Raw genomic sequence first — 25089 nt, forward strand, 5'->3', positions numbered from 1 at the left:
GCGCGCCTTGCCGCCGCGCGGTGCCCTATGGCTGCCGTGAGAGCGCTTCGCTACGGGAACTCACGGCATCATCAGGATCGCGGCCGGCGGGGCCTCACCGGGCCTGCGCGTGTCGATGCGATCCGCCAGGGACGCCGCCGACTGGAACCGGTCGAGGCGCCGATCGATCATGCCGTCGAGTCTCTCGTAGACTTCGGCGACCGAGAGGCTGCGCGTCTTCTTGCCGTCACGCTCGAAAAAAAGGCTGCGGTTGGCCTTCGCGGCGGCCCTGAACGCGGCCTGGGCCGGGTGATCGGGCTTCTCCGCGGTGAGCTGCATGAAGCGGCTCGCGCTCGCCGCCCCGAGCAGGTGGGCGAAGTAGCATTCCGAATGCGTGAGGTCGCGCCCGACGCGCTGCGCCACCCGGGCGCGGTCGCGCTTCATCATCTCGCCCGCCATCAGCCCGGCGATGTAGGGGTCGCGGCGCAGCGCCAGGATGCGGCGGCGCGCGGCGGGATCCGCCACGACGAGGCTGCCACCCCGGCGCTGGATCAGGCCGGCCTCCTGCGCGAGACCGTGTCTGGGCCCGTAGGCGCGCAGCAATTCGAGCCACGTGCCGGTCAGGAACTGGAACAGGCCCTCGGCCGTGGAGGTGGCGGCCCGGGCATGCGGCAGGAAGCTCGATTCCTTGTCGGCGAGCGCCATCAGGTAGACCGGGTCGACCTCGGTGTCGCGCGCGGCGCGGAGGATGGTCTCGACGAGGCTGCGCGGCACACGCGTCATGCCGAAGCTGAGGAGATCGTCCTCGCCCGCCTCGGACGACAGCCGGTCGAGGTCGGTCTGGATGAGTTCGGCGGTGCTGGGCTTCTCTATGGCCAGGGCGACGCCGCGCCACTCGGGCGACAGCGCGGACGGCGCGGACGGGCTGCGGGCGGGACGCAGGTCGATGCGGTCGTGGGCCGCGGCGGGCGGCGCGAGGCTGTCGTCGGGCAGGGTCCCGACGACGGCGAGCCCGAACACCGCCGCCGAGGCGACGAGGCGCGGCAGCGACCGCCGGCGGCGCGCCGCCCGGACGGGCTTCAGCCACCGCACCGCGGCCTCGTCACCCACCGACCCGTTCCCGGGCACGAGTCGACACGCGTCGTCGGCGCAGAGCGCCGGCTCCGGGAAAACCCTCATGTCCTTGCCTTCGTTACCGCCCGGCCCGATTCCCGGCCGCGCACGCTTCGCTTGGGAGCGGCGTGTCTGACGGCCCGCTGTGACCACAATGGGACAGCGTGACGTTAACCGTCGGGGTCATTTTGCGGCGCAGTAAGTACCTGTCTCAACACAGTTTCGGCCCGAATGGGGCGGACCCGCGCGCGAGCCGCTCATGCAAATAATTCCGCAGCCGCCCGGAACCAACGAGCATCTCGTGCATTTCCCACCGCTACGCGGAGCGGCATCTCTTAATCCCGTTGCGCACCGCCGCCCGCCCTTCAGTCAAAGGAAGTCCCGTTCCGATGAGCATGCAGACCGGGCGCCGCGTCGGCGTCGCTTTCGTTGGCATGGGTGGCGCCGTCGCCACCACCGCCATCGCCGGCATCGAGATGATCAAGTCCGGATCGAACCGTCTCGATGGTCTGCCCCTTGCGGGGAAGGCGATTGCCGGCATGGTCGGCTACAAGGATCTGGTCTTCGGGGGCTGGGACCTGAACGGCGACGATCTCGCCGCCGCCGCCTCCACGCACGGCGTGCTGAGCCGGCAGGACCTGGAGAACGGCGCGCAGGTGCTCAACACCATGCGGCCCTGGCCGGCAGTCGGCAGCGCCAAGTTCTGCAAGAACATCGACGGCCAGAACCGGATCGTCGCCAAGGACCACCGCGAGGCGGTGACGGCGATCGCGGCGGATCTCGACCGCTTCCGGCAGGAGAGCGGCGTCGACGACGTGGTGGTGGTGAACCTCGCCTCCACCGAGCGCTGGCCCGACCTCGACGACCCGACGCTCAACTCGCCGGACGCGTTCGAACGCGGTCTCGACGCGAGCGACGAGGCGATCAGCCCGGCCATGCTCTACGCCTATGCGGCGATCAAGAACGGTATTCCGTACGCCAACTTCACCCCGAGCGTGGCGGCCGACGTGCCGGCGCTGGTCGACCTCGCCCGGCAGCTCAACGTCCCGGTCGCCGGCAAGGACGGCAAGACCGGTCAGACCATGATGAAGACCGTGCTGGCGCCCGCCCTGAAGTCGCGCGCGCTCCACGTGGACGGCTGGTTCTCCACCAACATCCTGGGCAACCGCGACGGCCTCGCCCTCGACGACCCGTCCTCGCTGCAATCCAAGCTCAACACCAAGGGCACGGTGCTGGATTCGATCCTCGGCTACCCGGTCGAGGACCATCTCGTCCACATCCACTACTACCGCCCGCGCGGGGACGACAAGGAAGCCTGGGACAACATCGACGTCACCGGCTTCCTCGGCCAGAAGATGCAGATCAAGGTCAACTTCCTCTGCAAGGATTCGATCCTGGCCGCCCCGCTCGTCATCGAGATCGCGCGGGTGCTCGACCTCGCCAAGAAGCGCGGCGACGGCGGCGTGCAGGAGCAGCTCTCGCTGTTCTTCAAGGCCCCGATGGTGAAGAACGGCCACGGCCCGGAGCACGCCTTCGGCGCTCAGGAGCGCATGCTGCTCGACTGGCTCGGCGTGCACTGAGCATGAGCGGGCCGGATTCCGGAGGGGCGCGCGGCGATGCCGCGGCTCCCGTGCGGCTGCGCGCGCTCCTCGTCGAGCTGAACGATCTCAAGCGCATCCGCTCGGCGGGCCGGCGCGGCTCAATCGCCGAGCGCCTGTTCGCCCAAGGGTGGAGCGCCCTCGCGGCCGGCGGCGACGCCATCGTCGTCGCGGAGCGCGTCACCGCCACCGCGCTCGCGGCGGCCCGGCTCGGCGATCTCGACGCGGCCTTCCTGGCCGCGGCCGGCCTGTCGGAGGCCGAGGCCGGGACCGTGCTGGAACGGGGCTTCGACGAGGTCACGCACGAGGTCGACCCCGCGCTGCGCGCACGGTTGCGCGCCGCCCTGACGGCGCCCGACCCGCTGCCCGCCGGTGCGCTGCCCGGCTTCGTCGGCCTGCTCGCCGCCCAGCCGCGGGCGGGCGTCACCTGCCCGGGCCGGCCCCGCATCCTGCTGGAGCCGCCCGAGAACCATGCCGAGCATTGCCTGATGGTGGCGGTCTACGGCGTGGTGCTGAGCCCCTTCTACGGCGCCGACCCGGCGACCGTGTTCGTGGCGGCCCTCGCCCACCACCTGCACAATGTCCTGATGCCGGATGCCGGCTTCACCGGCGAGGTGCTGCTCGGCGCCCATCTCGACCCGGTCATCGCCCGGATGGCCGCGCGGGCGCTGGACGAGCTCGATCCGGCCCTGCGCCGCCGCGTGGAGAGCGCCCGGCGCATCCTGCCCGACGACGGCACCGCGGAGGGCCGCGCCTTCCATGCCGCGGACGTGATCGACCGGGTGCTGCAGATCGCCCAGCACCTGCGCGCGGCCTCGCTGACGATGGACACCGTGCTCGGCGAGATGGCGCTCGTGCACGACGGCCCGGTCAAGGGCTTCCACGACCGGGTGCTCGCGGACATGAGGCTGCCGTGAGGGGGCTCCCCGCGCCGACGACGCGTCCCATCTCCTTCGGCAGGCTCGCCCCCGGAGCGTCCGCGTGATCCCCTTCGGCCTTCGCTCGCCCGTCACGGGCGAGCCTCTGCATCACGACACGCCCCATTCGCTGCGCGAGGGCCGCAAGGGCCCGCGTTGGCCGGTGGTCGATGGCATTCCGTTCCTGCGGGTGGACCGCGACGACCTCGCGCGCGAGGCGCTGGGGCATCTCGACAGGGGCGCGCCGGGCCACGCCCTCGAACTCCTCCTCGCCGATCAGGACGAGTGGTGGACCGGGCCGAAGCCCGATCCCGCGGCGTTGCGCGATCTCGTGCGCGACCTGAAGTACGTCTCCCTGCGCGAGGCGGTGGAGCGGCTCGCCTGGGGTCGGGTCGGCGACTACTTCGTGCACCGCTGGACGGACCCGACCTATCTGGCGGGCCTCGCCCTTCTCGAAGCGCACTGGAACGCGCCGGTCTGCGTGTTCGAACTCGCCTGCGGCATCGGCCATTACCTGCGCGACCTCCAGGGCCGGGGCGTCAAGGTCGCGGGGGGCGACGTCGTCTTCGCCAAGCTCTGGGTGGCGCGCCACTGGGTGGTGGGCCAGCGCGCCCAGCTCGTCTGCTTCGACGCCGCCTCGCCCTGCTGGCCGATCGAGGGGGCGCCCGTCGACCTCGTGGTCTGCCACGACGCGTTCTACTTCATGAAGGACAAGCAGGGCATCCTCGACAACCTGCGCCGCACGGCCGGCGACGAGGGCTGGCTGGCGGTCAGCCACATCCACAACCGGGCCAAGGCCGGCTTCTCGGCCGGGCACGCGGTCTCCGGCGCCGAGATCGAGGAGTTCTTCCCCGACGGCCTCGTGTACGACGACGCGGAACTGACCGCGGCCCTCGCCGAGGCGCGGGCGCCGGTGCCGGCGGAGCCGGCGTCGCTGAACGAGGCGGAGGCGTTCTCGGTGGTGTGCGGCCCCGGCATGCGCCCGGCGCCAAGGGCGCTGGTGGACGGGCTGACCCTGCCGCCGGACGGCACGATCCTGCGCCTCAACCCGCTCTACCAGCCGGCGCCGGAGGGGGATTACGCCATCGTCTGGCCGTCCGAGCGCTACGCGGCGGAGTACGGGCCGCGCGCCACCTACCCGCTGCGCTCGCCCGGCCCCGAGACGGTGGAGGCCGGGCCGGCCTATGCGGAGCGGGCGCGCCGGCGCGAATTCGTCGCGCTGCCGGAGCGCTGGTGATGGCGGGCATCGGCTGGGGCATCGTCGGCTACGGCTGGGTCGCCCGCGACTTCATGGCCCCGGCGATCGCGCTAGGAGGCGACCGTCTGGTGGCGGTCTGCGACGCCTCCCCCGCCTCCCGGGCCGCCGCCAAGGCCGCGGGCATCCGGGCGCATGCCGATCTCGACCACCTCCTCGCCGAGCCGGAGGTCGAGGCCGTGTACGTCGCGACGCCGAACCACCTCCACCGCGGCCCACTGGAGGCGCTGGCCGCCGCCGGCAAGGCAGTGTTGTGCGAGAAGCCGATGGCGGCCTCGCTCGCCGACGCCGAGGCGATGGCGGCGGCCGTGGCGCGCACCGGCATTCTCTACGGCACGGCCTTCGACCAGCGCCATCATCCGGGCCACCGTGCCATGCGGGACGCGATCCGCGAGGGCCGCCTCGGCACCGTGACGGCGTTGCGCATCGTCTATGCCTGCTGGCTCGACCGCGCCTGGACCTCCCTGCCGGGCCAGGCGAACTGGCGCATCGACCCGGCCCAGGCGGGCGGCGGCGCGCTGATGGACCTCGCGCCCCACGGCCTCGACCTCGCCGAGTACCTGCTCGGCGAGAGTCTCGTGGAGATCGCCGCCCTGACTCAGGCCCGCGCGCAGGGCTACGCCGTCGATGACGGCGCGCTGCTGATCGGGCGCACGGAGTCGGGCGTGCTGGCGAACCTGCACGTGGCCTACAACTACCCGGAGGCGCTGCCGCGCCGCCGCCTGGAAGTCTCCGGGACGGCGGGCCTGCTCACCGCCGAGAACACGATGGGCCAGGAGCCGGGCGGGCGCGTGACGTTCACGGACGGGGCGACCGGCCGCGTCGCGCCGCTGCCCTTCGACGACACCGCCTCGCCCTTCCTCGAACAGGTGCGGGCGTTCGGCCGGGCGCTGCGCGATCCGGCGGAGCGCGCCGCGTGGTCGGTGTCCCGCGACCTCCACACCATGCGGCTGATCGCCCAGGCCTATGCGGGGTCGTCTCCCCCCGCCGCGGCGCCGGCCGCCTGACCCGACGTTGAGCGAGAGCGTATCCGTGACCTCAGACACGACCAGCCCGCGCCCGAGCCGCCCCCGCCCCTACACGTACGGGCAGGCGCGCACCATCGAGGGCCTGCCCTCCGCCCTGCCCGACGCCGCCCGCGCCTATCTCGACGTGCTGCCGGCCGGCCGCGTCGTCGGCTTCCCGCTGGCGCCCCTCGACCGCACCGGCGTGCCCTGCTGGTTCGTGTCGCTGTTCCTCGACGATCCCTACTTCGTCGGCGCGATGCCGAGCGGCATCGGCTACGGTGCCACCGACGACGAGGCGATCATCGGCGCGATCGCCGAGATCGCCGAGAACCTGATGCCGAGCGTCGCGCTGATCCCGCGGCGCAAGGAGCGCGGCAGCTACCACGACCTCGTGCGGGTCTTCGGCGCCCGGTCGGTCGCCGACCCCCTGACCCTCGGCCTGCCGGCGGGCAGCCCCGTCGGTCGCGACACGGTGCTCGAATGGACCCAGGTGGTGCGCGCCAGGACCGGCGAGACGGTCCTGATGCCCCTCGACATCGCAGCGACCGACTATTTCGAACTCTCCGACGACTACGTCCCGTTCACGAACCTCATCACCAACGGGCTCGGCGCCGGGCCGGACGTGGACTTCGCGCTCGGCCACGGCGTGCTCGAACTCCTGCAGCGCGACGGCAACGGCCTGCTCTTCCGCGCCCTCGATCAGGGCGTGATGCTCGACCTCGACGGCATCGGCCCGGAGAACCGCGCCATGCTGGAGCGGCTCGACGCGCTCGGCATCCGGGCGATGCCAAAATTCGCCACCGACCAGTTCGGCCTCACCAACGTCTACTGCGTCGGCTACGACCGCGATCCGGCCCGCACGCCGGCCCCGATCGCGCTCTCGGCCTGCGGCGAGGCCTGCGACCCCGACCGCGAGCGGGCGCTGCGCAAGGCGCTGCTCGAGTTCCAGGCCGCGCGGGTGCGCAAGACCTTCGGGCACGGGCCGCTCGACCTCGCCCGCCGCATCACCCCGCCGGGCTACGTCGACGCCTTCATCGAGACCGCGCTGCCGAGCCTCGACAAGGAGGAGACCCGCGCCCTCGCCGCCATGCTGCACTGGATCGACAAGCCGGCCGAGACCCTGCGCGGCTTCCTCGCCGATACGGTCTTCTCCGAGCGTGCCACCAAGCCGTTCCGGGATCTGCCGACCACCCCGGCGGCGGACGGGCAGGCGCGCGGGCGCATCGCCCGCGAGCGGCTGGAGGAGGCGGGCTTCGACGTGCTCTACCTCGACGCCTCGCCCCCCGGCGGCGGCGTCGGCATCGTCAAGGCCTTCGTGCCGGGGCTCGAGGTCGAGACCATGAGCTACTACCGCATCGGCGAACGCAACACGCGCAAGCTCTTGGAGCGCGACCACCCGCTGATCCGCTTCGGGCAGGAGAGCGAGACGCTGCGCCCCGTGCGCCTGACGCCGGAGGCGCTGGAGCGCTTCGGCGGCCAGCCGCTCTTCGACGTCGGCTTGGCCGACGCGATCGTCGGGCCGCTCTACCCGCTCTACCGCGAGCCGGAATCGCACCACGCGCCGTTCCGGCTCGAGCATCGCGGGAGGGCGGCGTGAGCCTGCGCTTCGCCTACAACACCAACGGGGCGGCCAATCACCGCCTCGACGACGCGCTCTCGCTGATCGCGGAGGCCGGCTACGACGGCGTGGCGCTGACGCTCGACATCCACCACCTCGACCCCTTCGCGCAGGATTGGGCGCACGCGGCCGAGCGGGTGCGCGGGCGGCTCTTCGCGCTCGGCCTCGGCTCGGTGATCGAGACCGGGGCGCGCTTCCTGCTCGATCCGCGCGCCAAGCACGAGCCGACCCTCGTCACCGCCGACCCCGAGGGCCGCGCGCGCCGGGTCGCCTTCCTGCAGCGCGCGGTCGACATCGCCCAGATCCTCGGCTCGGAAGCGGTGTCGTTCTGGGCCGGCGTGCCCAAGCCCGGCGTCGACCGGCAGGCGGCCCGCGGCTGGCTGCGCGACGGCCTGGAGGAGGTCGTGGCCTACGCGGCCGAGCGCGGCGTGGTGCCGGCGCTGGAGCCCGAGCCCGGCATGCTGATCGAGACCCTGGACGACTACGCGGCCCTTTGCGTCGAGGGCCTCTCGCTCGCCCTCGACACCGGCCATTGCCTCGTCACCGGCGAGCGGGATCCGGCCGCGGCGTTACGGGAATTCGCGCCGCGGCTCGGCACGGTGGCGATCGAGGACATGGCCCGCGGGGTCCACGTCCACCTGCCCTTCGGCGAGGGCGACATGGACGTGCCGGGCGTGCTCGACGCCCTCGACGCGATCGGCTTCCGGAAGCTCGTCTGCGTCGAACTCTCCCGCGAGAGCCACCGGGCGGACCGGATGATCCCCGACGCGCTGGCCTACCTGCGGGCCTGCCGGGAGCGGCGCGCATGAGGATCTGCTTCGTCAGCCGGCGCTACTTCCCGGCCATCTCCGGCATGAGCGTCTACGCGCAGAACCTGCTGCGCGAACTGGTCGGCGCCGGCCACGACGTGACGATGGTGAGCCAGTACCGCGGCGATGACTTCGGCACCCGCGTGTATGGCGGCGGACCGCCGCCGCCCGTTCCCGGCGTGCGGGTGATCGGCCTGGAGCAGGTCGGCGAACAGGAGGGCGGCGACTTCGAGCGCGACATCGACACGATGGTCGCCACCATCGCGGCCGAGCACCGGGACAAGCCGTTCGACGTGCTGCACGCGCAGTACGGCTATCCCACCGGCTGGGCGACGCTGCTGGCCTCGCAGGCGCTCGGCGTGCCGAACGTGGTCTCGATCCAGGGCGGCGACGGCCACTGGGTCGGCTCCTGCTGCGAGACCCATCGGCTCGCGATGGTGCGGGTGCTGGCGCATGCCAACGCGCTCCTGATCGGCGGGCGCTCGTTCGTGCAGGAGGTCTGCGACCGGCTGGGTGCGGATCCCGCCCGCTTCACGATCGTGCCGGGGGCGGTGGACACCGGGCGGTTCCGCCCGCCCGCTCGCTGGCGGCCGGGCGACGCGGGCGAGCCGGTGCGCCTGTTCTACCACGGCCGGGTCGACCGCCGGAAAGGCGTGCTCGACTTCATCGACGCCCTCGCGTTGCTGCGGTCCCGCGGCACGCCCTTCGCGGCGGTGATCTCCGGCATCGGCCCCGACGTGGACCCGGCCCGCGCCCGCGCCACTGAACTCGGCTTCGCCGAGCGCGACCTGCGCTTCACCGGCTATGCCGACTACGACGCGGTGCCGGCCCTCTACGGGCTCGGCGACGTCTTCGTCTCGCCCACCTACGCGGAAGGGTTCTCCAACACGATCCTGGAGGCGATGGCGGCCGGGCTCGCGGTGGTCTCGACGCATTCGGTCGGCGTCTCGGACTGCCTGCGCGACGGCGAGAACGGCCTTCTGGTCGAGCCAGGCGACGTGCCGGCCCTCGCCGAGGCGCTGCACCGCGTGATCGTGGACCGGGCGTTGCGCGCGCGGCTCGCCGCCGCCGCCCTGGAGGAGTGCCGCCGGGTCTATTCCTGGAACGCGGTCGGCCGGCAGATCATGGAGGTCTACGCCGCCGTGCGCGACCGCGCGCCCGCCGCCGTCGATCCGGTGCTGCCGCACGATCCCGCCTGCCGCTTCCGGGCCGAGCCGCACCTGCTCTGATGCCGGCCGCCCTCGCCCTCTCGCCCCACCTCGACGATGCCGCCTTCTCGTGCGGCGGCACGCTGGCGCGGCTCGCGCGCCGGGGCTGGCAGGTCACGGTCGCGACGCTGTTCACCGCGAGCATGCCGGACCCGCAGGGCTTCGCCCTCGCCTGCCAGCTCGACAAGGGGCTCGGGCCGGAGGTCGACTACATGGCCCTGCGCCGGGCCGAGGACGCCGCGGCCTGCCGGCATCTCGGCGCCGCGCCGCGCCACGTCGCGCTGCCGGAGGCCCCCCACCGCGGCTACGCCTCGGCGCCGGCCCTGTTCGCGGAGCTGCGCCCGGACGACCGCGTGCGCGCCGGCCTCGTGCCGCAGCTGGGCGACCTCCTCGCCGGTCTCGCGCCGGACCTCGTGCTGGCGCCGCAGGGGGTGGGCGGTCACGTGGACCATGTGCAGCTGGTGCTGGCGCTGCGCGAGGCCGCGCCCGCGCGGCCGATCCTGTGGTGGCGCGACTTCCCCTACACGGTGCGTCACGCCGACCCGAAGGAGCCGTTCCGGGCCGCCTTTGCTACGCTGCCCGAAGTCACGGTGCACCTCACCCCGGAAGACGACGCCGCCAAGCGGGCGGCCTGCGCGGCCTATGCGAGCCAGATCGGCTTCCAGTTCGGCGGCGTGACCGGGCTCGACGCCCGCTTGGCCGCCGAGGAGAGCCGCGAGCGCTTCCGGCAGGAGGGCGAGATCCCGTTCGATCTGTGAAGGGCGGGAACGTCTCTCCCGGACGGGAGAGGGGTTCCGGCGCTGACTACACCGGCCGGGGCAGCTTGCAGCTGTCCAGCGCGCCGAGGGCCTTGGCGCGGGCGGAATCGTTGAAATAGCCGGTGGTGCGGTAGGACTCGATCTCCGCGGCGTCGAGGGCGCGAAGCGTCGCCTTGGCGTAGCAGCCGCACGGGCGCTCCAGGCTGGACTCGGCGGCGTTCTGCAGGCGGGCCTGGACGATGGCGCAGGCGCGCCGCACGCGGCCTTCCAATTCCGACTTCGGGGCCGTGCGCAGGGCCGGGTCCGGCTGGTAGGCTTCGAATTGCGAGGAGGCACCGCCGGCGAGCGCGGCGGTGGCGCCGAGGGCCAGCAGGCCGGCGGCGAGGGCGATGCGGAGGCGCATGAGGTCAAGTCCGGTCTTCGACAAGCTTGACCGTTGGACTGCGATCCCCCGCCCCGCGCAAGGGCGGACCGGCCACACCGGCGCGAAAACACTTGCTCCGCGAGGCCCGCGCCGTCAGTGGGGCAGAGGCTCGATCGCCACGTGGTTGTCGTGGAAGGCCGCCCCGCCGAACGGCGCCGGCGCATCGGCGCCCGTGAGGGTGTTGATGCCGCGCCCATCCGGATAGGCGTCGTTCGGCCAGATCGATTCCGCGATCAGCACGCCCCGGCGCAGGCCCGGAAACAGCGTCGCCCGCAAGCTGACGGCGCCGCGCTGGTTCACGAGGCGCACCCAGGCCCCCTCCCCGATCCCGTGCGCGGCCGCGTCCTCCGGATGGATCATCACGGTCGGATGGCGCTCCTTGGCGAGCGAGGTCGGCGTCTCGGTGAAGCTCGAATTGAGGAAGTTGCGCGCCGGGCTGGTGGCGAGGCGGAACGGATGCTCCGGCGTCGCCGCGGCGAGCGGGGCCTCCCAGTGGTCGGGCAACGACGGCAGGGCCGCCACCGGGCCGCGCGGCCCGTCATGGGCGATCGGCACGCCGCCCCAGTCCGGGCGGAACCGGAAGCGGCCGTCCGGGAAGCCGAAGCCGTCGAGGTAATGCGCCCGCTCGAAGGGCGGCTGCGCGTCGAGCACCTCCGTCTGCTCCAGCTCCGCCAGCGTGCCGCGGCCGGAGGCGCGCAGCGTCGCATCGATGATCGCGCGCGGCGTCATCGCGAAGCCCGGATGCTCGGCCCCGAGCCGGGCGGCGAGCCCCGTCAGCACCTCGTGATTGGAGCGGCACTGGCCCGGCGGGTCGATGCGCTTGAGGCCGAGCTGGATGTGCTGGTGCCCGCCGCTGGTGTAGAGGTCGTCGTGCTCCAGGAACATCGTGGCGGGCAGCACGAGGTCGGCCATGCGGGCCGTCTCGGTCATGAACTGCTCGTGCACGCAGACGAACAGGTCCTCGCGGGCGAAGCCGCGCTTCACCAGCTCCTGCTCGGGCGCCACCGAGACTGGGTTGGTATTCTGGATCAGCAGGGCGGTGACGGGCGGGCCGCCGCGCAAGGCCTCGGCATCGCCCGTGAGGACACGGCCGATCTGCGACTGGTCGAGCACCCGCACGCCGGGCCTGCGCAGGTCCAGCCCCTCGATCAGGCGCTTGTCGAGGCCGTAGATGCCGCTGTTGGAGTGGAAGGCCCCGCCGCCGGGATGGCGCCATGCCCCGGTCACCGCCGGGATGCAGAGCGCCGCGTGCATGTTCACGGCGCCGTTGCGACTGCGTGAGAAGCCGTAGCCGAGCCGGAAGAAGGTCCGCTTCGTCGTGCCGACGAGGCGCGCGAAGGTCTCGATCTCCGCGACCGAGAGGCCCGTGATGGCGGCGGCCCAGGCGGGATCGCGGGCCGCCAGATGCGCTTCGAGCGCGTCCGGGCAGTCGGTGTAGCGGGCGAGATAGTCGCGGTCGGCGAGGCCGTCGCGAAACAGCACGTGCATCACCGCGCAGGCGAGCGCGCCGTCGGTGCCGGGGCGGACCAGCAGGGCGAGGTCGGCCTGCTTCATGGTCGGATTGTCGTAGATGTCTACCGCGACGATGCGGGCGCCGCGGGTCTTCCGGGCCGCGAGCGCATGCGTCATCAGGTTGACCTGCGTGTGCACCGGGTTGGTGCCCCAGATCACCACGCAGTCGCTCTCGGCCATCTCGCGCGGGTCGGCGCCCGCCAGCCGCCCGGTGCCGGCGACGAAGCCCGACCACGCCAGCGTGGTGCAGATGGTGGAGTGCTGGCCCGAATAGCCCTTGGCGTGGCGCAGCCGGTTGATGCCGTCGCGCATCACCAGCCCCATCGTGCCCGCATAATAGTAGGGCCAGACGGCCTCCGGGCCGTGCGCGGCCTCGGCCTGCCGGAAGGCCGCGGCGGTGCGGTCGAGGGCCTCGTCCCAGGAGATCGGCGCGAAGCGGCCGGAGCCCTTCGGCCCGGTGCGGATGAGGGGCTGCGTCAGCCGGTCGGGGTGGTGGATGCGCTCGGCATAGCGTGCGACCTTCGCGCAGACCACGCCCGCCGTGTAGCTGTGGCGGGCCGAACCCCGCACCCGCCCGATCGTCCCGCCGTCGATCACCTCGACGTCGAGGGCGCAGACCGAGGGGCAGTCGTGCGGACAGGTGGAGCTTTGCCGCTCGATGCGTGGCTGTGCCGTCACCCGTCCGCCCCGTGTCTTCAGAACTCGTGCCGCAGACGCTCAGCGTCTCGATCGGCGGGAGTTTAGCCGACGATGTCGGAATCGGTGAAGAACTGCGCGATCTCGATCTTGGCGTTCTCGGGCGAGTCCGAGCCGTGCACCGAGTTCTCGCCAACCGACTTGGCGAAGCGCTTGCGGATCGTGCCCTCCGCGGCCTGGGCCGGGTTGGTGGCGCCCATCACCTCGCGGTACTTCGCCACCGCGTTCTCGCCCTCAAGCACCTGCACCACCACCGGGCCGGAGGTCATGAAGGAGACGAGCTCGCCGTAGAACGGGCGCTCGGCATGCACCTCGTAGAAGGTCTTGGCCTGGGCGTCCGTCATGCGGATGCGGCGCTGGGCGACGATGCGCAGGCCCGCCTCCTCGATGACCGCGTTGATCGCGCCGGTGAGGTTCCGCTCGGTCGCGTCGGGCTTGAGGATGGAGAAGGTGCGCTCGATGGCCATCGTGAGGTCCGTCAGGAAAAAGGCGTGGCGGAGCGGCAGGATGCCGGCCGCGGCGCCGGGCTTATAGCCGGCCCCCCGGCCGCCCTCAACCCGGCCGCCTGCTGCGACCGCGCCGCAACGTGGTCGAAAAATCGCCCGAAAGGCAGCGTTTTTGGCGGACACCGCGGCCTTTCGGCCACGCCCGGTGCCCTCGCGCATCGGGCCATCCACGATCCGATCCGCCGGCCGCCTCCGGGCGCGGGGCGGATCCCAGAGGGAGTCCCGTGCATGCGCGTCGTCTCGATTCCGGCCATCACCGCGATCCTTCTCGCCGGCAGCGCCCAGGCCGCCACCGATCCGTCCGGCACCTGGCTCACCGGAGACGGCCGGGCGAAGGTGAAGATCGAGCGCTGCGGCCCGAGCGGGGCGAACGTGTGCGGCACGGTGGTATGGGTGAAGTCGCCGCTGAACGACCAGGGCCAGCCCCGCACCGACATCAAGAACCCCGACCCGAAGAAGCGGTCCCGCCCGGTGATCGGCATGCCGCTGATGGACAACCTCAAGCCCGACGAGGACGGGTTCAAGGGCCAGATCTACAATGCCGACGAGGGCAAGTTCTACGACGTGACCCTGGCGCGCGAGAGCGCCAGCGAACTCTCGGTCTCCGGCTGCCTGCTGCGCATCCTGTGCGGCTCGCAGACCTGGACCAAGGCCCCCGACGAGGTGGCCCAGGCGGCCCCCAAGCCCGCCAAGGCGGCCGCGCCGAAGCCTGCCCCGGCCGAGAAGGCGGCGCAGCCCTGAGCCTCAGGCGGAGGCCGCCACCTCCTCCGGCTCGGGCCGGAGCTTGAAGCCCCGCAGCACGGCGGGGCGCGCCTTCACGGCGTCGAGCCAGCGGCGGACATGCGGGAAGTCGGCGATGTCCTGCCCCTGGCGCTCCCACAGCTTGGCCCAGGTGACGATCGCGATGTCGGCGATCGTGTAGTCGTCGCCCGCCACGTAGGCGTGCCGGCCGAGCTGCGCGTCGAGAACCCCGTAGAGCCGCGTCGCCTCGGCGGTGCAGCGCTCGATGGCGTAGGGAATCTTCTCGGGCGCGTAGATCCGGTAATGGTGGACCTGCCCGAGCACCGGGCCGAAATTCGCCGCCTGCCAGAACAGCCAGATGTCGGTCGCGATCCGGGCGCGCTCGTCTGCCGGGTAGAACAGCCCGGTCTTGCGGCCGAGATACTGCAGAATCGCGTTCGACTCGAACAGCGCGATCGTCTCGCCCCCGGGGCCGGCCGGATCGACGATCGCCGGGATCTTGCCGTTCGGCGAGACCGCCAGGAAGCCGGGCTCGCGCTGGGCGCCCTTGCCGATGTTGATCGGGATCATGCGGTAGGGCAGGCCGCACTCCTCCAGCATGATCGAGATCTTCCAGCCGTTCGGCGTCGTCCAGTAGTAGAGGTCGATCGGCGGTGTGGTGACGGCCGACATGCGGACGGTCCCCTCGCAGGCGTGGATCGGGCCTGAGCCGAAGCGCCGGGACGCCGCCACTCAGGATCTCGTGTCGTCATCCTCGTCGTCGCCGAACCGGTGACACCCTCGGCGCATGAGGCTGTGCGCGGCGTCGGCGACACCGCGATGCGATCATGAAACGACGGGCCGGGCCGGAAGGCTGCGGCGAAAATGTAACGGAATGGAGTTTTTCACGCGCGGCCCTGCAACCTGTGCAGGAATCCGCTTGCCTCTGGGGCACCCTGTGGCAGCAATGACGTTGCGTCAATAGTCCGCCGCTGGCGGCTCCCGTCGAGGAATCCAGGCATGCCGATCCGTCTCGTCCTCGCGGCCATCCTCCTCTGCGCGCCCGCGCCTCTCCTCGCCCAATCGTCGGAGCCGACCGCCAAGAGCATGGCGGCGCGCGAACGGCAGAAGAAGTGCGGCGCCGCGTGGCGTGCCCTCTCGGCGGGCGAGAAGACCGCCGAAGGTCCCAAATGGCCGCAATATTACAGCAAGTGCGTCAAGCGCATGAAGGAGATCAAGGCCTGACGGCGGCTGGACGCTGCACTGCCAAGAAACCCGACGCGGTCGACAGGGGCATTCGGCCCGGCGCATCGTCCGCGACGAACCCGTGGCCGCTCCGTCGAGGTGCGATCTAGAGCGTCTTGCGAAAGCCCTCGTGGCTGCGCTCGTAGCCCTGCCGCTCGTAGAAGCGGTGCGCGGCCGTGCGGCGCTTGTTCGAGGTGAGTTGCAGCCCGGTCGCGCCCCGCGCCCGCGCGAGGCGCTCGGCCTCGGCGATCATCCGGGCGCCGAGGCCGCGGGACCGGCGATCCGCCCGCACCTGCACGCTCTCCAGCACGGCCTTGCGCGCGCCGCGCTCGGTCAGCTTGCGCAGCATCTGGAGCTGGAAGGTGCCGACCACGACCCCGTCCTCGACCGCGACGTAGAGGTCTGTGTCGGGGCTGGCCTCGATCGCCGCGAAGGCCGCCTCGTAGGCCGGGCGGGTCTGCGGCGTCCAGGCATCGCCGTGGCCGCCGATCAGGTCCGCCTCGTGCAGGCGCACCACCGCTTCGAGGTCGCCGGCCGTCGCGACCCGGATCTCCCACGCCATCCCCGCCGTCCCCCGATTCCGCGCGGCCACAGGCGACGATTCGGCCCGCAACCGCAACCGTGCGGGCCGCCGCCGATTGTCCGTGTGCGTGGCAGACCGGAGCATCGCGGCATGGACGGGGAACGGCGCCTTCTCCAGCGGGTGGTCGCGGTCGCGGCGCTGGTTCCGGTGGCGGGCGGGCTCTACGGCGTCCTGTTCGGCCCGGCGGGCATCAGCGGGGATCGCGTCAGCGTGTCGGGCGACAGCCACTTCCGCTACCTGTCGGGCCTGCTTCTCGGCATCGGCATCCTGTTCTGGGCGACGGTGCCGGCGATCGAGCAGAAGACGACGCTCTTCCGCTTCCTCACGCTGGTGGTGCTGCTGGGCGGCCTCGGGCGGCTCGTGGGCCTCTGGCTCACCGGCGTGCCGTCCCTCACCATGCTGGCGGCGCTCGGGATGGAGCTCGGCGTGACGCCGCTCCTCTGTCTCTGGCAGACCCGGATCGCCAACGCCCGGGACCGGGTCAGTTGACCCGCGACCAGACCTGGCGCTTGCAGATCAGGCCACCGAAGACGCAGCCGGCGAGTTCGAGCGCGTCCGGCCCCTTCATGGCGAGCTTGCCCGAGTAGGTCTTCCCGTCGCGGAAATTGTAGAGGCTGCCCTCCCAGCCCTCGCCGCTCGGGCGCATGTCGGAGGAGATCGCGACCCCGACCAGGCTGCGCCCGCGCAGGGCCGGGTCGGGGTTGTTCACGTCGCGGCTCTCCCCGCTCAGGATCCTCGTCACCGTGCCGCAATAGGCTTGGCCGCACTTGGCGATGCGCACATGCGCGTCGCCGCCCGGAGTCCGCCACGTGCCGGCGGGCTGAAGGCCCGACTGCGCCAGGGCCGGGCACCCGAGGACGGGCAGCATCAGGAACAGGGCGGCAAGCAGGGTACGGTGCACGGATATCGTCTCCTTGAGAGTAGCCGGGGTACGTTCTAGGCGGGCTTGCGCCGCCGTGACAGCGCAAGCCTGCCGCAGGGTTTCGGAATGCCGCAGGATCGCCGAACCGGAGCCCGGCGGAGAGGCCAGCGGGTTTCGCCGTCGGGGGCCGGCCGTCAGCCGATCAGTTCCGGGAAGGGAACGATGGTCGACTTGACGGTGCGCATGGCCATCGCGTCGGCCACGGCCGCACTGACGCCTTCCTGCGTGAAGGGATAGACGGTCTGCATGTCGAGCCAGGGATACTTGTCGCGCGCCCGGTAGAGCATGTCGACGCCGAGCGGCAGGTCGTTGCCGGTGAAGGCCCAGGAGCCGAGCACGTTCAGGTCCTTGGCGCAGATCCGGTGCCAGGAGGTCTCGATCGAGCCCGCATCGGTGAACTGGCCCATCTCCACGTAGGTGCCGCCGTCGCGCAGGAACTCGATGCCCTCCGGCCCCGCCGAGGGGTGGCCGGAGCAATCCATCACGAGATCGGCCCCGAAGCCGCCGACGATCTCCCGTACTCGCGCGATGCGCTCCTGCGGCGTGCGCAATTCCGTGATGTCCACCGTGGCCTCGGCCCCGAACCGGCGCGCGAGCGCGAGCCGCGGCTCCTCGGGCGCGCCGACGCAGATGACGCGGCCCGCGCCCATCTCCTGCGCGGCCGCCACGGCCAGGATGCCGATCGGCCCCGAACCCTGGATCACCACCGTGTCGCCCCACTTGAAGCCGCCCGCCCGCGTCGCGCGGTTGAAGGCGCGGATGCAGGAGGTCAGAGGCTCCGACAGGGCGCCGAGCCGCAGGTTCATGTCGTCCGGCAGCTTGTACACCTTGGTGCCGGGCAGCATCTCGAGGTCGACATAGACGTACTCGGCCCAGCCGCCCCACAGGTGCGGCGCCTTGTCGAAGCCGAGATAGCGGCCGTAATAGACGGGCGTCAGGCACTTGTTGGCCTGCTCCGGGTAGTGGACGCAGTAATAGCAATGCCCGCACGGCATCAGCGGCGGGATCATCACCTTGGAGCCGACGCCGAGCGGCTTCTCCATGAAATCCGCCGTGAACTCGTCGCCCTTCTCGACGATCACGCCGCCGATCTCGTGCCCGAGCGTGAACGGCCACGGCAGCGGCTTGGGCCAGTGCCCCTTGAGGATGTGCTGGTCGGTGCCGCAGACGCCGCACGCGCCGATCTGGATCAGCGCGGCCCGGCGCGGCACCGTCGGCCAGGGCACGGTGCGGATCTCCGGCGCGGCGCCCGGGCCGGCAAAGGTCGCGACCCGGATGTCGGGCTTGCCCATGACGTATCCTCCCTGTGTGCTGCGGGCCGGATCGAGCCGTCCGCGGCGCCGAGCCTAGCAGCGGATCCGCGCTGGCGTCGCCCCAAATTCACCCTTGACGGCCGGTCGGCCCAGGATCAGGCTCGCCCTGCTTCGGCCGGACCAGCGCGCCGGGGTGCATCCCAGGAGGGAGGCATGACGCCACCGACGAGGCGTGCCGCGACGATCGCCCCGGATCCCGTCCGGACCGGGGGGTAGCGGCGCCGGCCGCGGACGACAGGGTGGAAGCGGCGTCCGGGGCGAGAGGCCACTCGGCCCGAGTGCGCCTCACCTGCCGGAGATGCCCCACCTCGACCGCTTCTGCTCTGCTTGAAGGCCTCCCGAGGACCGGTTCGCCCGTCCAGGGGCCGCGGCGGGCCTCAGATGTCCAGCCCCGCCTCGTCCGCGAAGGCCGCCCGCTCCGAGATGAAGGCGAAGCGCGCCTCCGGCTTGTTGCCCATCAGGCGCTCCACCGTCTCGCCGGTGATCTCGCGGGTCTCCTCCAGCACCGCCACGCGCAGGAGCGTGCGCTTCTGCGGATCCATCGTGGTCTCCTTGAGCTGGCCCGGCATCATCTCGCCGAGGCCCTTGAAGCGCCCGATCTCCACCTTGCCGTTCTTGAACACGCTCTTGATGAGCTGATCCTTGTGGCGGTCGTCGCGCGCATAGGCGCTCTTCGACCCTTGCGTCAGCCGGTAGAGGGGCGGCACCGCGAGGTAGAGGTGGCCGCGCTCGATCAGCCGCGGCATCTGCCGGTAGAAGAAGGTGATGAGCAGCGAGGCGATGTGGGCGCCGTCGACGTCGGCATCCGTCATGATGATGACCTTCTCGTAGCGAAGGTCGTCCTCGCGGTAATGCGTCCCGGTCCCGCAGCCGAGCGCCTGGGTCAGGTCCGAGAGCAGCTGGTTCGCCCCGAGCTTGTCGCGGCTGGCCGAGGCCACGTTGAGGATCTTGCCGCGCAAGGGCAGCACCGCCTGGGTGGCGCGGTCCCGCGCCTGCTTGGCCGAGCCGCCGGCCGAGTCGCCCTCGACGATGAAGATCTCGGAGCCCGCCGCACCGGCCTTCGAGCAATCGGCGAGCTTGCCCGGCAGGCGCAGCTTGCGGGTCGCGGTCTTGCGCGCGACCTCCTTCTCCTGGCGGCGTCGCAGCCGCTCCTCCGCCCGGTCCACCACCCAGTCGAGGAGCTTGTTGGCCTGGGCCGGCGAGCCCGCGAGCCAATGGTCGAAGGCGTCGCGCACGGCCGCCTCGACGATGCGCGAGGCCTCCAGCGTCGCCAGCTTGTCCTTGGTCTGGCCCTGGAACTCCGGCTCCCGGATGAACACCGACAGCATGGCGGCGCAGGTCGCCATCACGTCGTCGGTGGTCACCGCCTGCATGCGCTTGACCTGCCCCACCCGCTCGGCGTGGTCGCGCAGGCCCCGCAGCAGCGCGATGCGCAGCCCGCTCTCGTGCGTGCCGCCATCGGGCGTGGGCACCGTGTTGCAGTAGGAGGACGAGAAGCCGTCGTCGTTGGCGAGCCACGCCACCGCCCATTCGAGCGAGCCGTGGCTGCCGGGCTTCGTCACCTTGCCGGTGAACAGCGCGTCGGTGACGAGCTCGCGCCCGTCGATCTCCCGCGCGAGGTAATCCTTCAGGCCGGCCGGGAACCGGTGCACCGCCTCGGCCGGGACGTTGTCCACGCCCTCCAGCAGCGCGGGCGCGCAGCGCCAGCGGATCTCGACCCCGCCGAACAGGTACGCCTTCGAGCGCGCCATCTTGAACAGGCGGCGCGGGTCGAAGCTCAGGGATCCGAAGATCTCCGGATCGGGGTGGAACCGCACCCGCGTGCCGCGCCGGTTCTGCACCCGGCCGACCTCCTCCAGGCCGCCCTGCGGCAGGCCGCGCGAGAAGGTCTGGCGGTAGAGGGTCTGGCTGCGGGCGACCTCGACCTCCAGGAGATCGGAGAGCGCGTTCACCACCGACACGCCGACCCCGTGCAGGCCGCCCGAGGTCTCGTAGACCTTCGAGTCGAATTTCCCGCCCGCGTGCAGCGTGGTCATGATCACTTCGAGGGCCGACTTGCCCGGAAACTTCGGATGCGGGTCGACCGGGATGCCCCGGCCGTTATCCGTCACCGTGAGGAGGCCGCCCTCCTCCAGCTCCACCTCGATGAAGCTCGCGTGGCCCGCCACCGCCTCGTCCATCGCGTTGTCGATCACCTCGGCGAAGAGGTGGTGCAGCGCCTTCTCGTCCGTGCCGCCGATATACATGCCGGGCCGGCGCCGCACCGGCTCCAGCCCCTCCAGCACCTCGATGGCCGAGGCGTCGTAGCCGGCCTCGGCCGGCGCAGCCGGCGCGGCCACCGCCACGGGCTTGGGACGCTCGGACCTGGCGCTGTCAGACCTGGAACTATCGGGCCTGGGGCTCCTGGCCCCCGCGATGGGGTCGACGGGCGCCGCCTTGGCGCCCGGACCGAACAGATCTCGTGCGGGGTCGCTCACGCGGCGGCCTCGCGAAGGGGGGACGGCTCTGGCAGCATTGGCACTCATCCTCTCCCTATACCGGAACAAACCGGAAACAGAAAGGGTCCATCAGGGCTCCCGGCCGTGGCGGAGCGGCACGGTCGGCCGCAGGCCGGTGGCCGCGGATCAAGGTGGTAAACAGGTTACGTTAAGATTGCTTCACCCTGAATAAGCCCCCGGGAACAAGGCCGTTCTCAACGCGTTACCGCCACGCTGACCGGCGCTGCCCTTGCGCGCCCGAGGAGGCCCGAGACGATGACCGCCGCCACCCGTCACGCCCGCCATCATGCTCTCGCGCGGGCCGAGCGCGCCGCCGGCGAGGCCTTCGGCTGCTTCGACGACGCCGTGGGCCTCAGCCGCAACGTCAGCCGCTTCACCGCCACGGCGACCGGCACGGCGGTGGTGGCGGCGCTCGCCGCCACGCTCGCCTTCGCGTTCTAAGCAGATTTCGCAAAAGTGGTCGCCGGTTTTGCGATAAAAATCTGCGACGAAACAAGAACCTAAGCGGACGAAGCGTTGGCTTGCCAACGCAAGTCTGCTTAGCGGCGCGTTCGAGCGCCCTATTCCCCGGCACTCGCGGCCTTCTTGGCAGCCGCCTTGGCGGCTTTGGCCGACGTAGCCTTGCGGGCCGGCTTCGCCGCGCTCTCCGTGCTCCGGGCGGAGCGACCGCGCGCCGCGCCCTTCTTCTTGCCCCCTCCCGCGGCCTCGCGGCGGGCCGCGATCAGCTTGAGCGCCTCGTCGAGGGTCAGCGCGTCCTTGTCCGCGCCCTTCGGCAGGGTCGCGTTCACGTCGCCGTCCGTCACGTAGGGGCCGTAGCGGCCGGCCTTCACGGTGACGGCGCGCCCCTCCGGATCGGTCCCGAGCGCCCGGCCGGGATCGGCCGCCGGCCGCCCGCCGCCCTGCTCCTTGGCGACGATCAGGTCGATCGCCCGGTTGGCGCCGATCTCCAGGAGGTCGTCGTCCTTGCCGAGGTTGGCGTAGGTCTTCCCGTGCTGGACATAGGGCCCGAAGCGGCCGAGATTGGCCAGGATCGGTTCGCCCGTCTCCGGGTGGCGCGCGACTTCGCGCGGCAGCGCGAGCAGCTTCAGCGCGGTCTCCAGCGTCACGTCGCCGGGCGCCAGCCCCCGCGGCAGCGAGGAGCGCTTGGGCTTCTCCGCCCCCTTCTCGGCCGAGGCGTCGCCGAGCTGCACGAAGGGGCCGAAGCGTCCGTCGCGCAGGGTCACGGGCAGGCCCGTCGCCGGATCCTCGCCGAGCACCCGCACGCCCGGCTGGCCGCCCTCGGCCCCATTCCCCTCGCCGTCGCCCTCGATGCCGGCGGCGGAGAGCTGGCGGGTGTACTTGCACTCGGGATAGTTCGAGCAGCCGATGAAGGCCCCGAACTTGCCGAGCTTCAGCGACAGCGTGCCGCCGCCGCAGGTCGGGCAGGCGCGCGGGTTCGCGCCGTCCGCCCGCGCCGGGAAGATGTGCGGGCCGAGGAGTTGGTTGAGCGCCTCCAGCACCTCGGCGGTGCGCAGCTCCTTGGTGCCGGCGATCGCCGCGGAGAACTCGCGCCAGAAGTCGCGCAGCACCGCACGCCAGTCGATCTCGGCATTCGAGACCCGGTCGAGCTGCTCCTCCAGGTCGGCCGTGAAGTCGTACTCGACGTAGCGCCGGAAGAAGCTCTCCAGGAAGCCGGTGACGAGGCGGCCCTTGTCCTCCGGCACCAGCCGCTTCTTGTCGATGCGCACGTATTCACGGTCGCGCAGCACCTGCAGCACGGCCGCATAGGTGGAGGGCCGACCGATGCCGAGCTCCTCCATGCGCTTGACGAGGCTCGCCTCGGAGTAGCGCGGCGGGGGCTCGGTGAAGTGCTGGGTCGCGGCGATGCGCTCGCGCCGCAGCGAATCGCCCGCCGCCATCGGCGGCAGCCGCCGGGATTCCTCGTCCTCCTCGTCGTCCTTGCCCTCCTGGTAGAGGGTGAGGAAGCCGTCGAACTTGACCACTTGGCCGGTGGCCCGCAGGTCGAGCCGGCGGGGGCCGACATTGGCGTGGATGTCGACGGTGGTGCGCTCCAGCTCCGCCGATTCCATCTGGCTCGCGATGGTGCGGGTCCAGATCAGCTCGTAGAGCTTGGCCTGCTCGGGTTCGAGGAACCGCGCGACGGCCTTGGGCAGCCGGCCGAGATCGGTCGGGCGCACCGCCTCGTGGGCCTCCTGGGCGTTCTTGGCCTTGGTGCTGTAGCTGCGCGGCGCGGGCGGCACGTAATCGGCGCCGAACTCGGCTCCGATGACCTGCCGGGCATCGCGGATCGCCTCGGGCGCCATGTCGACGCCGTCGGTGCGCATGTAGGTGATCAGGCCGACCGTCTCGCCGCCGATCTCGACGCCCTCGTAGAGGCGCTGGGCGATGCGCATGGTCTGGGCTGGGGCGAGGCCGAGCTTGCGCGACGCCTCCTGCTGCAGGGTCGAGGTGGTGAAGGGCGGCTGCGGGTGGCGCTTGGCGGGCTTGGCCTCGACGCCGGCGACCGCGAAGGTCGCCAGTTCGAGGTCGCGCCGGAATGCCTCGGCCTCCTCGGCGGTGCCGACGTCGAGGCGCTGGATGCGCTTGCCGTCCGCCCCCACGAGCCGGGCCTCGAACGTCGCGCCCCTGGCCGTGGCCAGCGTGGCGACGAGCGACCAGTACTCGCGCGGCCTGAACGCCTCGATCTCGGCCTCGCGGTCGCAGACGAGGCGCAGCGCCACCGACTGCACCCGGCCCGCCGAGCGGGCGCCCGGCAGCTTGCGCCACAGCACCGGCGAGAGGTTGAAGCCCACGAGGTAGTCCAGCGCCCGGCGCGCCAGGTAGGCGTCGACCAGCGCCTGGTCGATCTGCCGCGGCTGGGCCATCGCGGTCTGCACCGCGTCCTTGGTGATGGCGTTGAAGGTCACGCGCTCGACCGGCACGCCCTTGAGCACGCGCTTGGCCTGCAGCGCCTCCAGCACGTGCCAGGAGATCGCCTCGCCCTCGCGGTCCGGGTCGGTGGCGAGAATCAGCTTGTCGGCGCCCTTGACCGCCTTGGCGATCTCCTGGACGCGCTTGGCGCCCCGGTCCTCCAGCTCCCAGAGCATGCGGAAATCCTGCTCCGGATCGACCGAGCCGTCCTTGGCCGGCAGGTCGCGGACATGCCCGAAGGACGCCAGGACCTCGTAGTCGCGGCCGAGATATTTGTTGATCGTCTTGGCCTTGGCCGGCGACTCGACGACGACGACTTTCATGAACGGCTTGCCTCTTCCCAAGCAGACCGCAGCGGGCAGGTCTCGATAGCGGGCAGGTCTCGATTTGGCGGACGCACGGCGCGAGCGGGCGGGCGCCGGGACCGGAGAAGTGGGTGAACGGGGGGCGGATGTCAAATGCCCAGCGGGAGATCCGGGCGATCCCACCCGGCGATCCTTGCGGCGGCGCGCCGCTCCTTCTATAGGCGGGGCCGCGCCATGACCATGCCATGACCACGCCGACCCGCCCGGGCTTCCCGCACCGCCACCTGCTCGGCATCGAGGGCCTCTCGCCCCTCGACATCGCGGGCCTGCTCGACCGGGCCGACGAGGCCGTCGAGATCAGCCGCCAGGTGGAGAAGAAGCGCACCACCCTGCGCGGGCGCACCCAGATCAACCTCTTCTTCGAGCCCTCGACCCGGACCCAGTCCTCCTTCGAGCTGGCCGGCAAGCGGCTGGGCGCCGACGTGATGAACATGTCGGTCGCCTCCTCGTCGGTGAAGAAGGGCGAGACGCTGATCGACACGGCGGCGACGCTCAACGCCATGCGCCCCGACATCATCGTGGTGCGCCACCATCAGGCCGGGGCGGTGCACCTCCTCGCCCGCAAGGTGGATTGCGCGGTGGTCAATGCGGGCGACGGCGCCCACGAGCATCCGACCCAGGCCCTGCTCGACGCCCTGACCATCCGCCGCAACAAGGGCCGGATCGAGGGGCTCACCGTGGCGATCTGCGGCGACGTCCTGCACTCGCGGGTGGCGCGCTCGAACATCATCCTGCTGCAGGCGCTCGGCGCCCGCGTGCGGGTGATCGGCCCCTCGACGCTGCTGCCGCCCGGCCTCGCCCGGTTCGGGGTCGAGGTCCATACCGACATGCGCGCGGGCCTGAGCGGGGTGGACATCGTCATGATGCTGCGCCTCCAGCGCGAGCGCATGAACGGCTCCTTCGTGCCCTCAGTGAAGGAGTACTTCCGGTATTTCGGGCTGGACGGCGAGAAGCTGAGCCTCGCCAAGCCCGATGCCCTGGTGATGCATCCCGGCCCGATGAACCGCGGCGTCGAGATCTCCTCCGAGGTCGCGGACGGGGCGCAGTCGCTGATCCGGGAGCAGGTGGAGATGGGCGTGGCGGTGCGCATGGCGGTGCTGGAGGCGCTGGCGACGCACCTGCCGAACGCTTGA

Annotated in this window: 23 protein-coding genes; 13 read left to right on the forward strand and 10 right to left on the reverse strand. The window is 71.7% G+C overall.

Annotated features, from left to right (window positions below):
• Positions 1-60: 60 nt before the first annotated feature.
• Positions 61-1089: a transglycosylase SLT domain-containing protein gene (locus tag MFF61_RS19750; RefSeq protein WP_238237286.1), complete on the reverse strand. Its 1029-nt coding sequence runs from the start codon at positions 1087-1089 to the stop codon at positions 61-63.
• 392 nt (positions 1090-1481) lie between these two features.
• Here MFF61_RS19750 and MFF61_RS19755 point away from each other — a divergent pair, with 392 nt between their 5' ends.
• The 8 genes from MFF61_RS19755 (at position 1482) to MFF61_RS19790 (ending at position 10262) form a co-directional block, all read left to right on the forward strand.
• Complete coding sequence (locus tag MFF61_RS19755) at positions 1482-2672, forward strand: inositol-3-phosphate synthase (RefSeq protein WP_238237288.1); 1191 nt, start codon at positions 1482-1484, stop codon at positions 2670-2672.
• Positions 2673-2674: 2 nt separating this feature from the next.
• Positions 2675-3607 carry an HD domain-containing protein gene (locus MFF61_RS19760; protein ID WP_238237289.1) on the forward strand — a complete coding sequence of 311 codons (933 nt, stop codon included), beginning with the start codon at positions 2675-2677 and terminating at the stop codon, positions 3605-3607.
• A gap of 64 nt (positions 3608-3671) precedes the next feature.
• Complete coding sequence (locus MFF61_RS19765; protein ID WP_238237290.1) at positions 3672-4844, forward strand: class I SAM-dependent methyltransferase; 1173 nt, start codon at positions 3672-3674, stop codon at positions 4842-4844.
• Entirely contained in the window at positions 4844-5869 is a 1026-nt protein-coding gene (locus tag MFF61_RS19770; protein WP_238237291.1) for a Gfo/Idh/MocA family protein, read from the forward strand. The genes MFF61_RS19765 and MFF61_RS19770 overlap by 1 nt, the downstream gene beginning before the upstream one ends.
• A 25-nt stretch (positions 5870-5894) precedes the next feature.
• Positions 5895-7466, forward strand: a complete 1572-nt coding sequence (locus MFF61_RS19775; RefSeq protein WP_238237292.1) for a YcaO-like family protein — start codon at positions 5895-5897, stop codon at positions 7464-7466.
• Positions 7463-8296, forward strand: a complete 834-nt coding sequence (locus MFF61_RS19780) for a sugar phosphate isomerase/epimerase family protein (protein ID WP_238237293.1) — start codon at positions 7463-7465, stop codon at positions 8294-8296. Before MFF61_RS19775 ends, MFF61_RS19780 begins: the two co-directional genes overlap by 4 nt.
• Positions 8293-9525, forward strand: coding sequence for a glycosyltransferase family 4 protein (locus MFF61_RS19785; protein ID WP_238237294.1), 1233 nt, complete (start codon positions 8293-8295; stop codon positions 9523-9525). The genes MFF61_RS19780 and MFF61_RS19785 overlap by 4 nt, the downstream gene beginning before the upstream one ends.
• On the forward strand, positions 9525-10262 hold the full coding sequence (locus tag MFF61_RS19790; protein WP_238237296.1) for a PIG-L deacetylase family protein: 738 nt from the start codon (positions 9525-9527) through the stop codon (positions 10260-10262). Before MFF61_RS19785 ends, MFF61_RS19790 begins: the two co-directional genes overlap by 1 nt.
• 46 nt (positions 10263-10308) lie before the next feature.
• Here MFF61_RS19790 and MFF61_RS19795 read toward each other — a convergent pair whose 3' ends face one another.
• The 3 genes from MFF61_RS19795 to ndk all read right to left on the reverse strand — a co-directional run bounded on the left by MFF61_RS19795 (position 10309) and on the right by ndk (position 13361).
• Positions 10309-10665 carry a hypothetical protein gene (locus tag MFF61_RS19795; protein WP_238237297.1) on the reverse strand — a complete coding sequence of 119 codons (357 nt, stop codon included), beginning with the start codon at positions 10663-10665 and terminating at the stop codon, positions 10309-10311.
• 114 nt (positions 10666-10779) lie between these two features.
• Complete coding sequence (locus MFF61_RS19800; RefSeq protein WP_238237298.1) at positions 10780-12876, reverse strand: molybdopterin oxidoreductase family protein; 2097 nt, start codon at positions 12874-12876, stop codon at positions 10780-10782.
• Between the two features lie 62 nt (positions 12877-12938).
• Positions 12939-13361 (reverse strand): nucleoside-diphosphate kinase, encoded by a 423-nt coding sequence (ndk, locus tag MFF61_RS19805; RefSeq protein ID WP_238237299.1) that lies wholly within the window; start codon positions 13359-13361, stop codon positions 12939-12941.
• A gap of 267 nt (positions 13362-13628) precedes the next feature.
• Between ndk and MFF61_RS19810 the strand changes: the two genes are divergently transcribed.
• Positions 13629-14141, forward strand: a complete 513-nt coding sequence (locus MFF61_RS19810; protein WP_238237301.1) for a DUF2147 domain-containing protein — start codon at positions 13629-13631, stop codon at positions 14139-14141.
• A 3-nt stretch (positions 14142-14144) separates the two neighbouring features.
• On the opposite strand, the gene MFF61_RS19815 is transcribed toward MFF61_RS19810, so the two are convergent.
• Positions 14145-14813 (reverse strand): glutathione S-transferase family protein, encoded by a 669-nt coding sequence (locus MFF61_RS19815; protein ID WP_238237302.1) that lies wholly within the window; start codon positions 14811-14813, stop codon positions 14145-14147.
• Positions 14814-15140: 327 nt separating this feature from the next.
• On the opposite strand from MFF61_RS19815, the gene MFF61_RS19820 reads away from it, so the two are divergent.
• Positions 15141-15365, forward strand: coding sequence for a hypothetical protein (locus tag MFF61_RS19820; protein WP_238237303.1), 225 nt, complete (start codon positions 15141-15143; stop codon positions 15363-15365).
• Between the two features lie 106 nt (positions 15366-15471).
• On the opposite strand, the gene MFF61_RS19825 is transcribed toward MFF61_RS19820, so the two are convergent.
• Positions 15472-15927: a GNAT family N-acetyltransferase gene (locus tag MFF61_RS19825; protein WP_238237304.1), complete on the reverse strand. Its 456-nt coding sequence runs from the start codon at positions 15925-15927 to the stop codon at positions 15472-15474.
• Positions 15928-16038: 111 nt separating this feature from the next.
• Here MFF61_RS19825 and MFF61_RS19830 point away from each other — a divergent pair, with 111 nt between their 5' ends.
• On the forward strand, positions 16039-16437 hold the full coding sequence (locus tag MFF61_RS19830) for a DUF4345 domain-containing protein (protein WP_238237305.1): 399 nt from the start codon (positions 16039-16041) through the stop codon (positions 16435-16437).
• Here MFF61_RS19830 and MFF61_RS19835 read toward each other — a convergent pair.
• The 3 genes from MFF61_RS19835 to parE form a co-directional block, all read right to left on the reverse strand.
• A complete protein-coding gene (locus MFF61_RS19835) occupies positions 16430-16849 on the reverse strand; it encodes a DUF2147 domain-containing protein (protein ID WP_238237306.1) in 420 nt (139 codons plus the stop codon). The genes MFF61_RS19830 and MFF61_RS19835 overlap by 8 nt on opposite strands.
• 155 nt (positions 16850-17004) lie before the next feature.
• Positions 17005-18162, reverse strand: a complete 1158-nt coding sequence (locus MFF61_RS19840; protein WP_238237307.1) for a zinc-binding dehydrogenase — start codon at positions 18160-18162, stop codon at positions 17005-17007.
• 398 nt (positions 18163-18560) lie between these two features.
• Entirely contained in the window at positions 18561-20660 is a 2100-nt protein-coding gene (gene parE, locus MFF61_RS19845; RefSeq protein WP_238237308.1) for a DNA topoisomerase IV subunit B, read from the reverse strand.
• Between the two features lie 276 nt (positions 20661-20936).
• Here parE and MFF61_RS19850 point away from each other — a divergent pair, with 276 nt between their 5' ends.
• Positions 20937-21122, forward strand: coding sequence for a hypothetical protein (locus MFF61_RS19850; protein WP_238237309.1), 186 nt, complete (start codon positions 20937-20939; stop codon positions 21120-21122).
• Positions 21123-21241: 119 nt separating this feature from the next.
• On the opposite strand, the gene topA is transcribed toward MFF61_RS19850, so the two are convergent.
• Positions 21242-23914, reverse strand: a complete 2673-nt coding sequence (gene topA, locus MFF61_RS19855) for a type I DNA topoisomerase (RefSeq protein WP_238237310.1) — start codon at positions 23912-23914, stop codon at positions 21242-21244.
• A gap of 227 nt (positions 23915-24141) precedes the next feature.
• On the opposite strand from topA, the gene MFF61_RS19860 reads away from it, so the two are divergent.
• The gene (locus tag MFF61_RS19860; RefSeq protein ID WP_238237311.1) at positions 24142-25089 is read left to right on the forward strand and encodes an aspartate carbamoyltransferase catalytic subunit; all 948 of its coding nucleotides are present in this window, start codon (positions 24142-24144) and stop codon (positions 25087-25089) included.

It is taken from the genome of Methylobacterium isbiliense, assembly GCF_022179325.1.
In the GTDB taxonomy this organism is placed as follows: Bacteria; Pseudomonadota; Alphaproteobacteria; order Rhizobiales; family Beijerinckiaceae; genus Methylobacterium; species Methylobacterium isbiliense.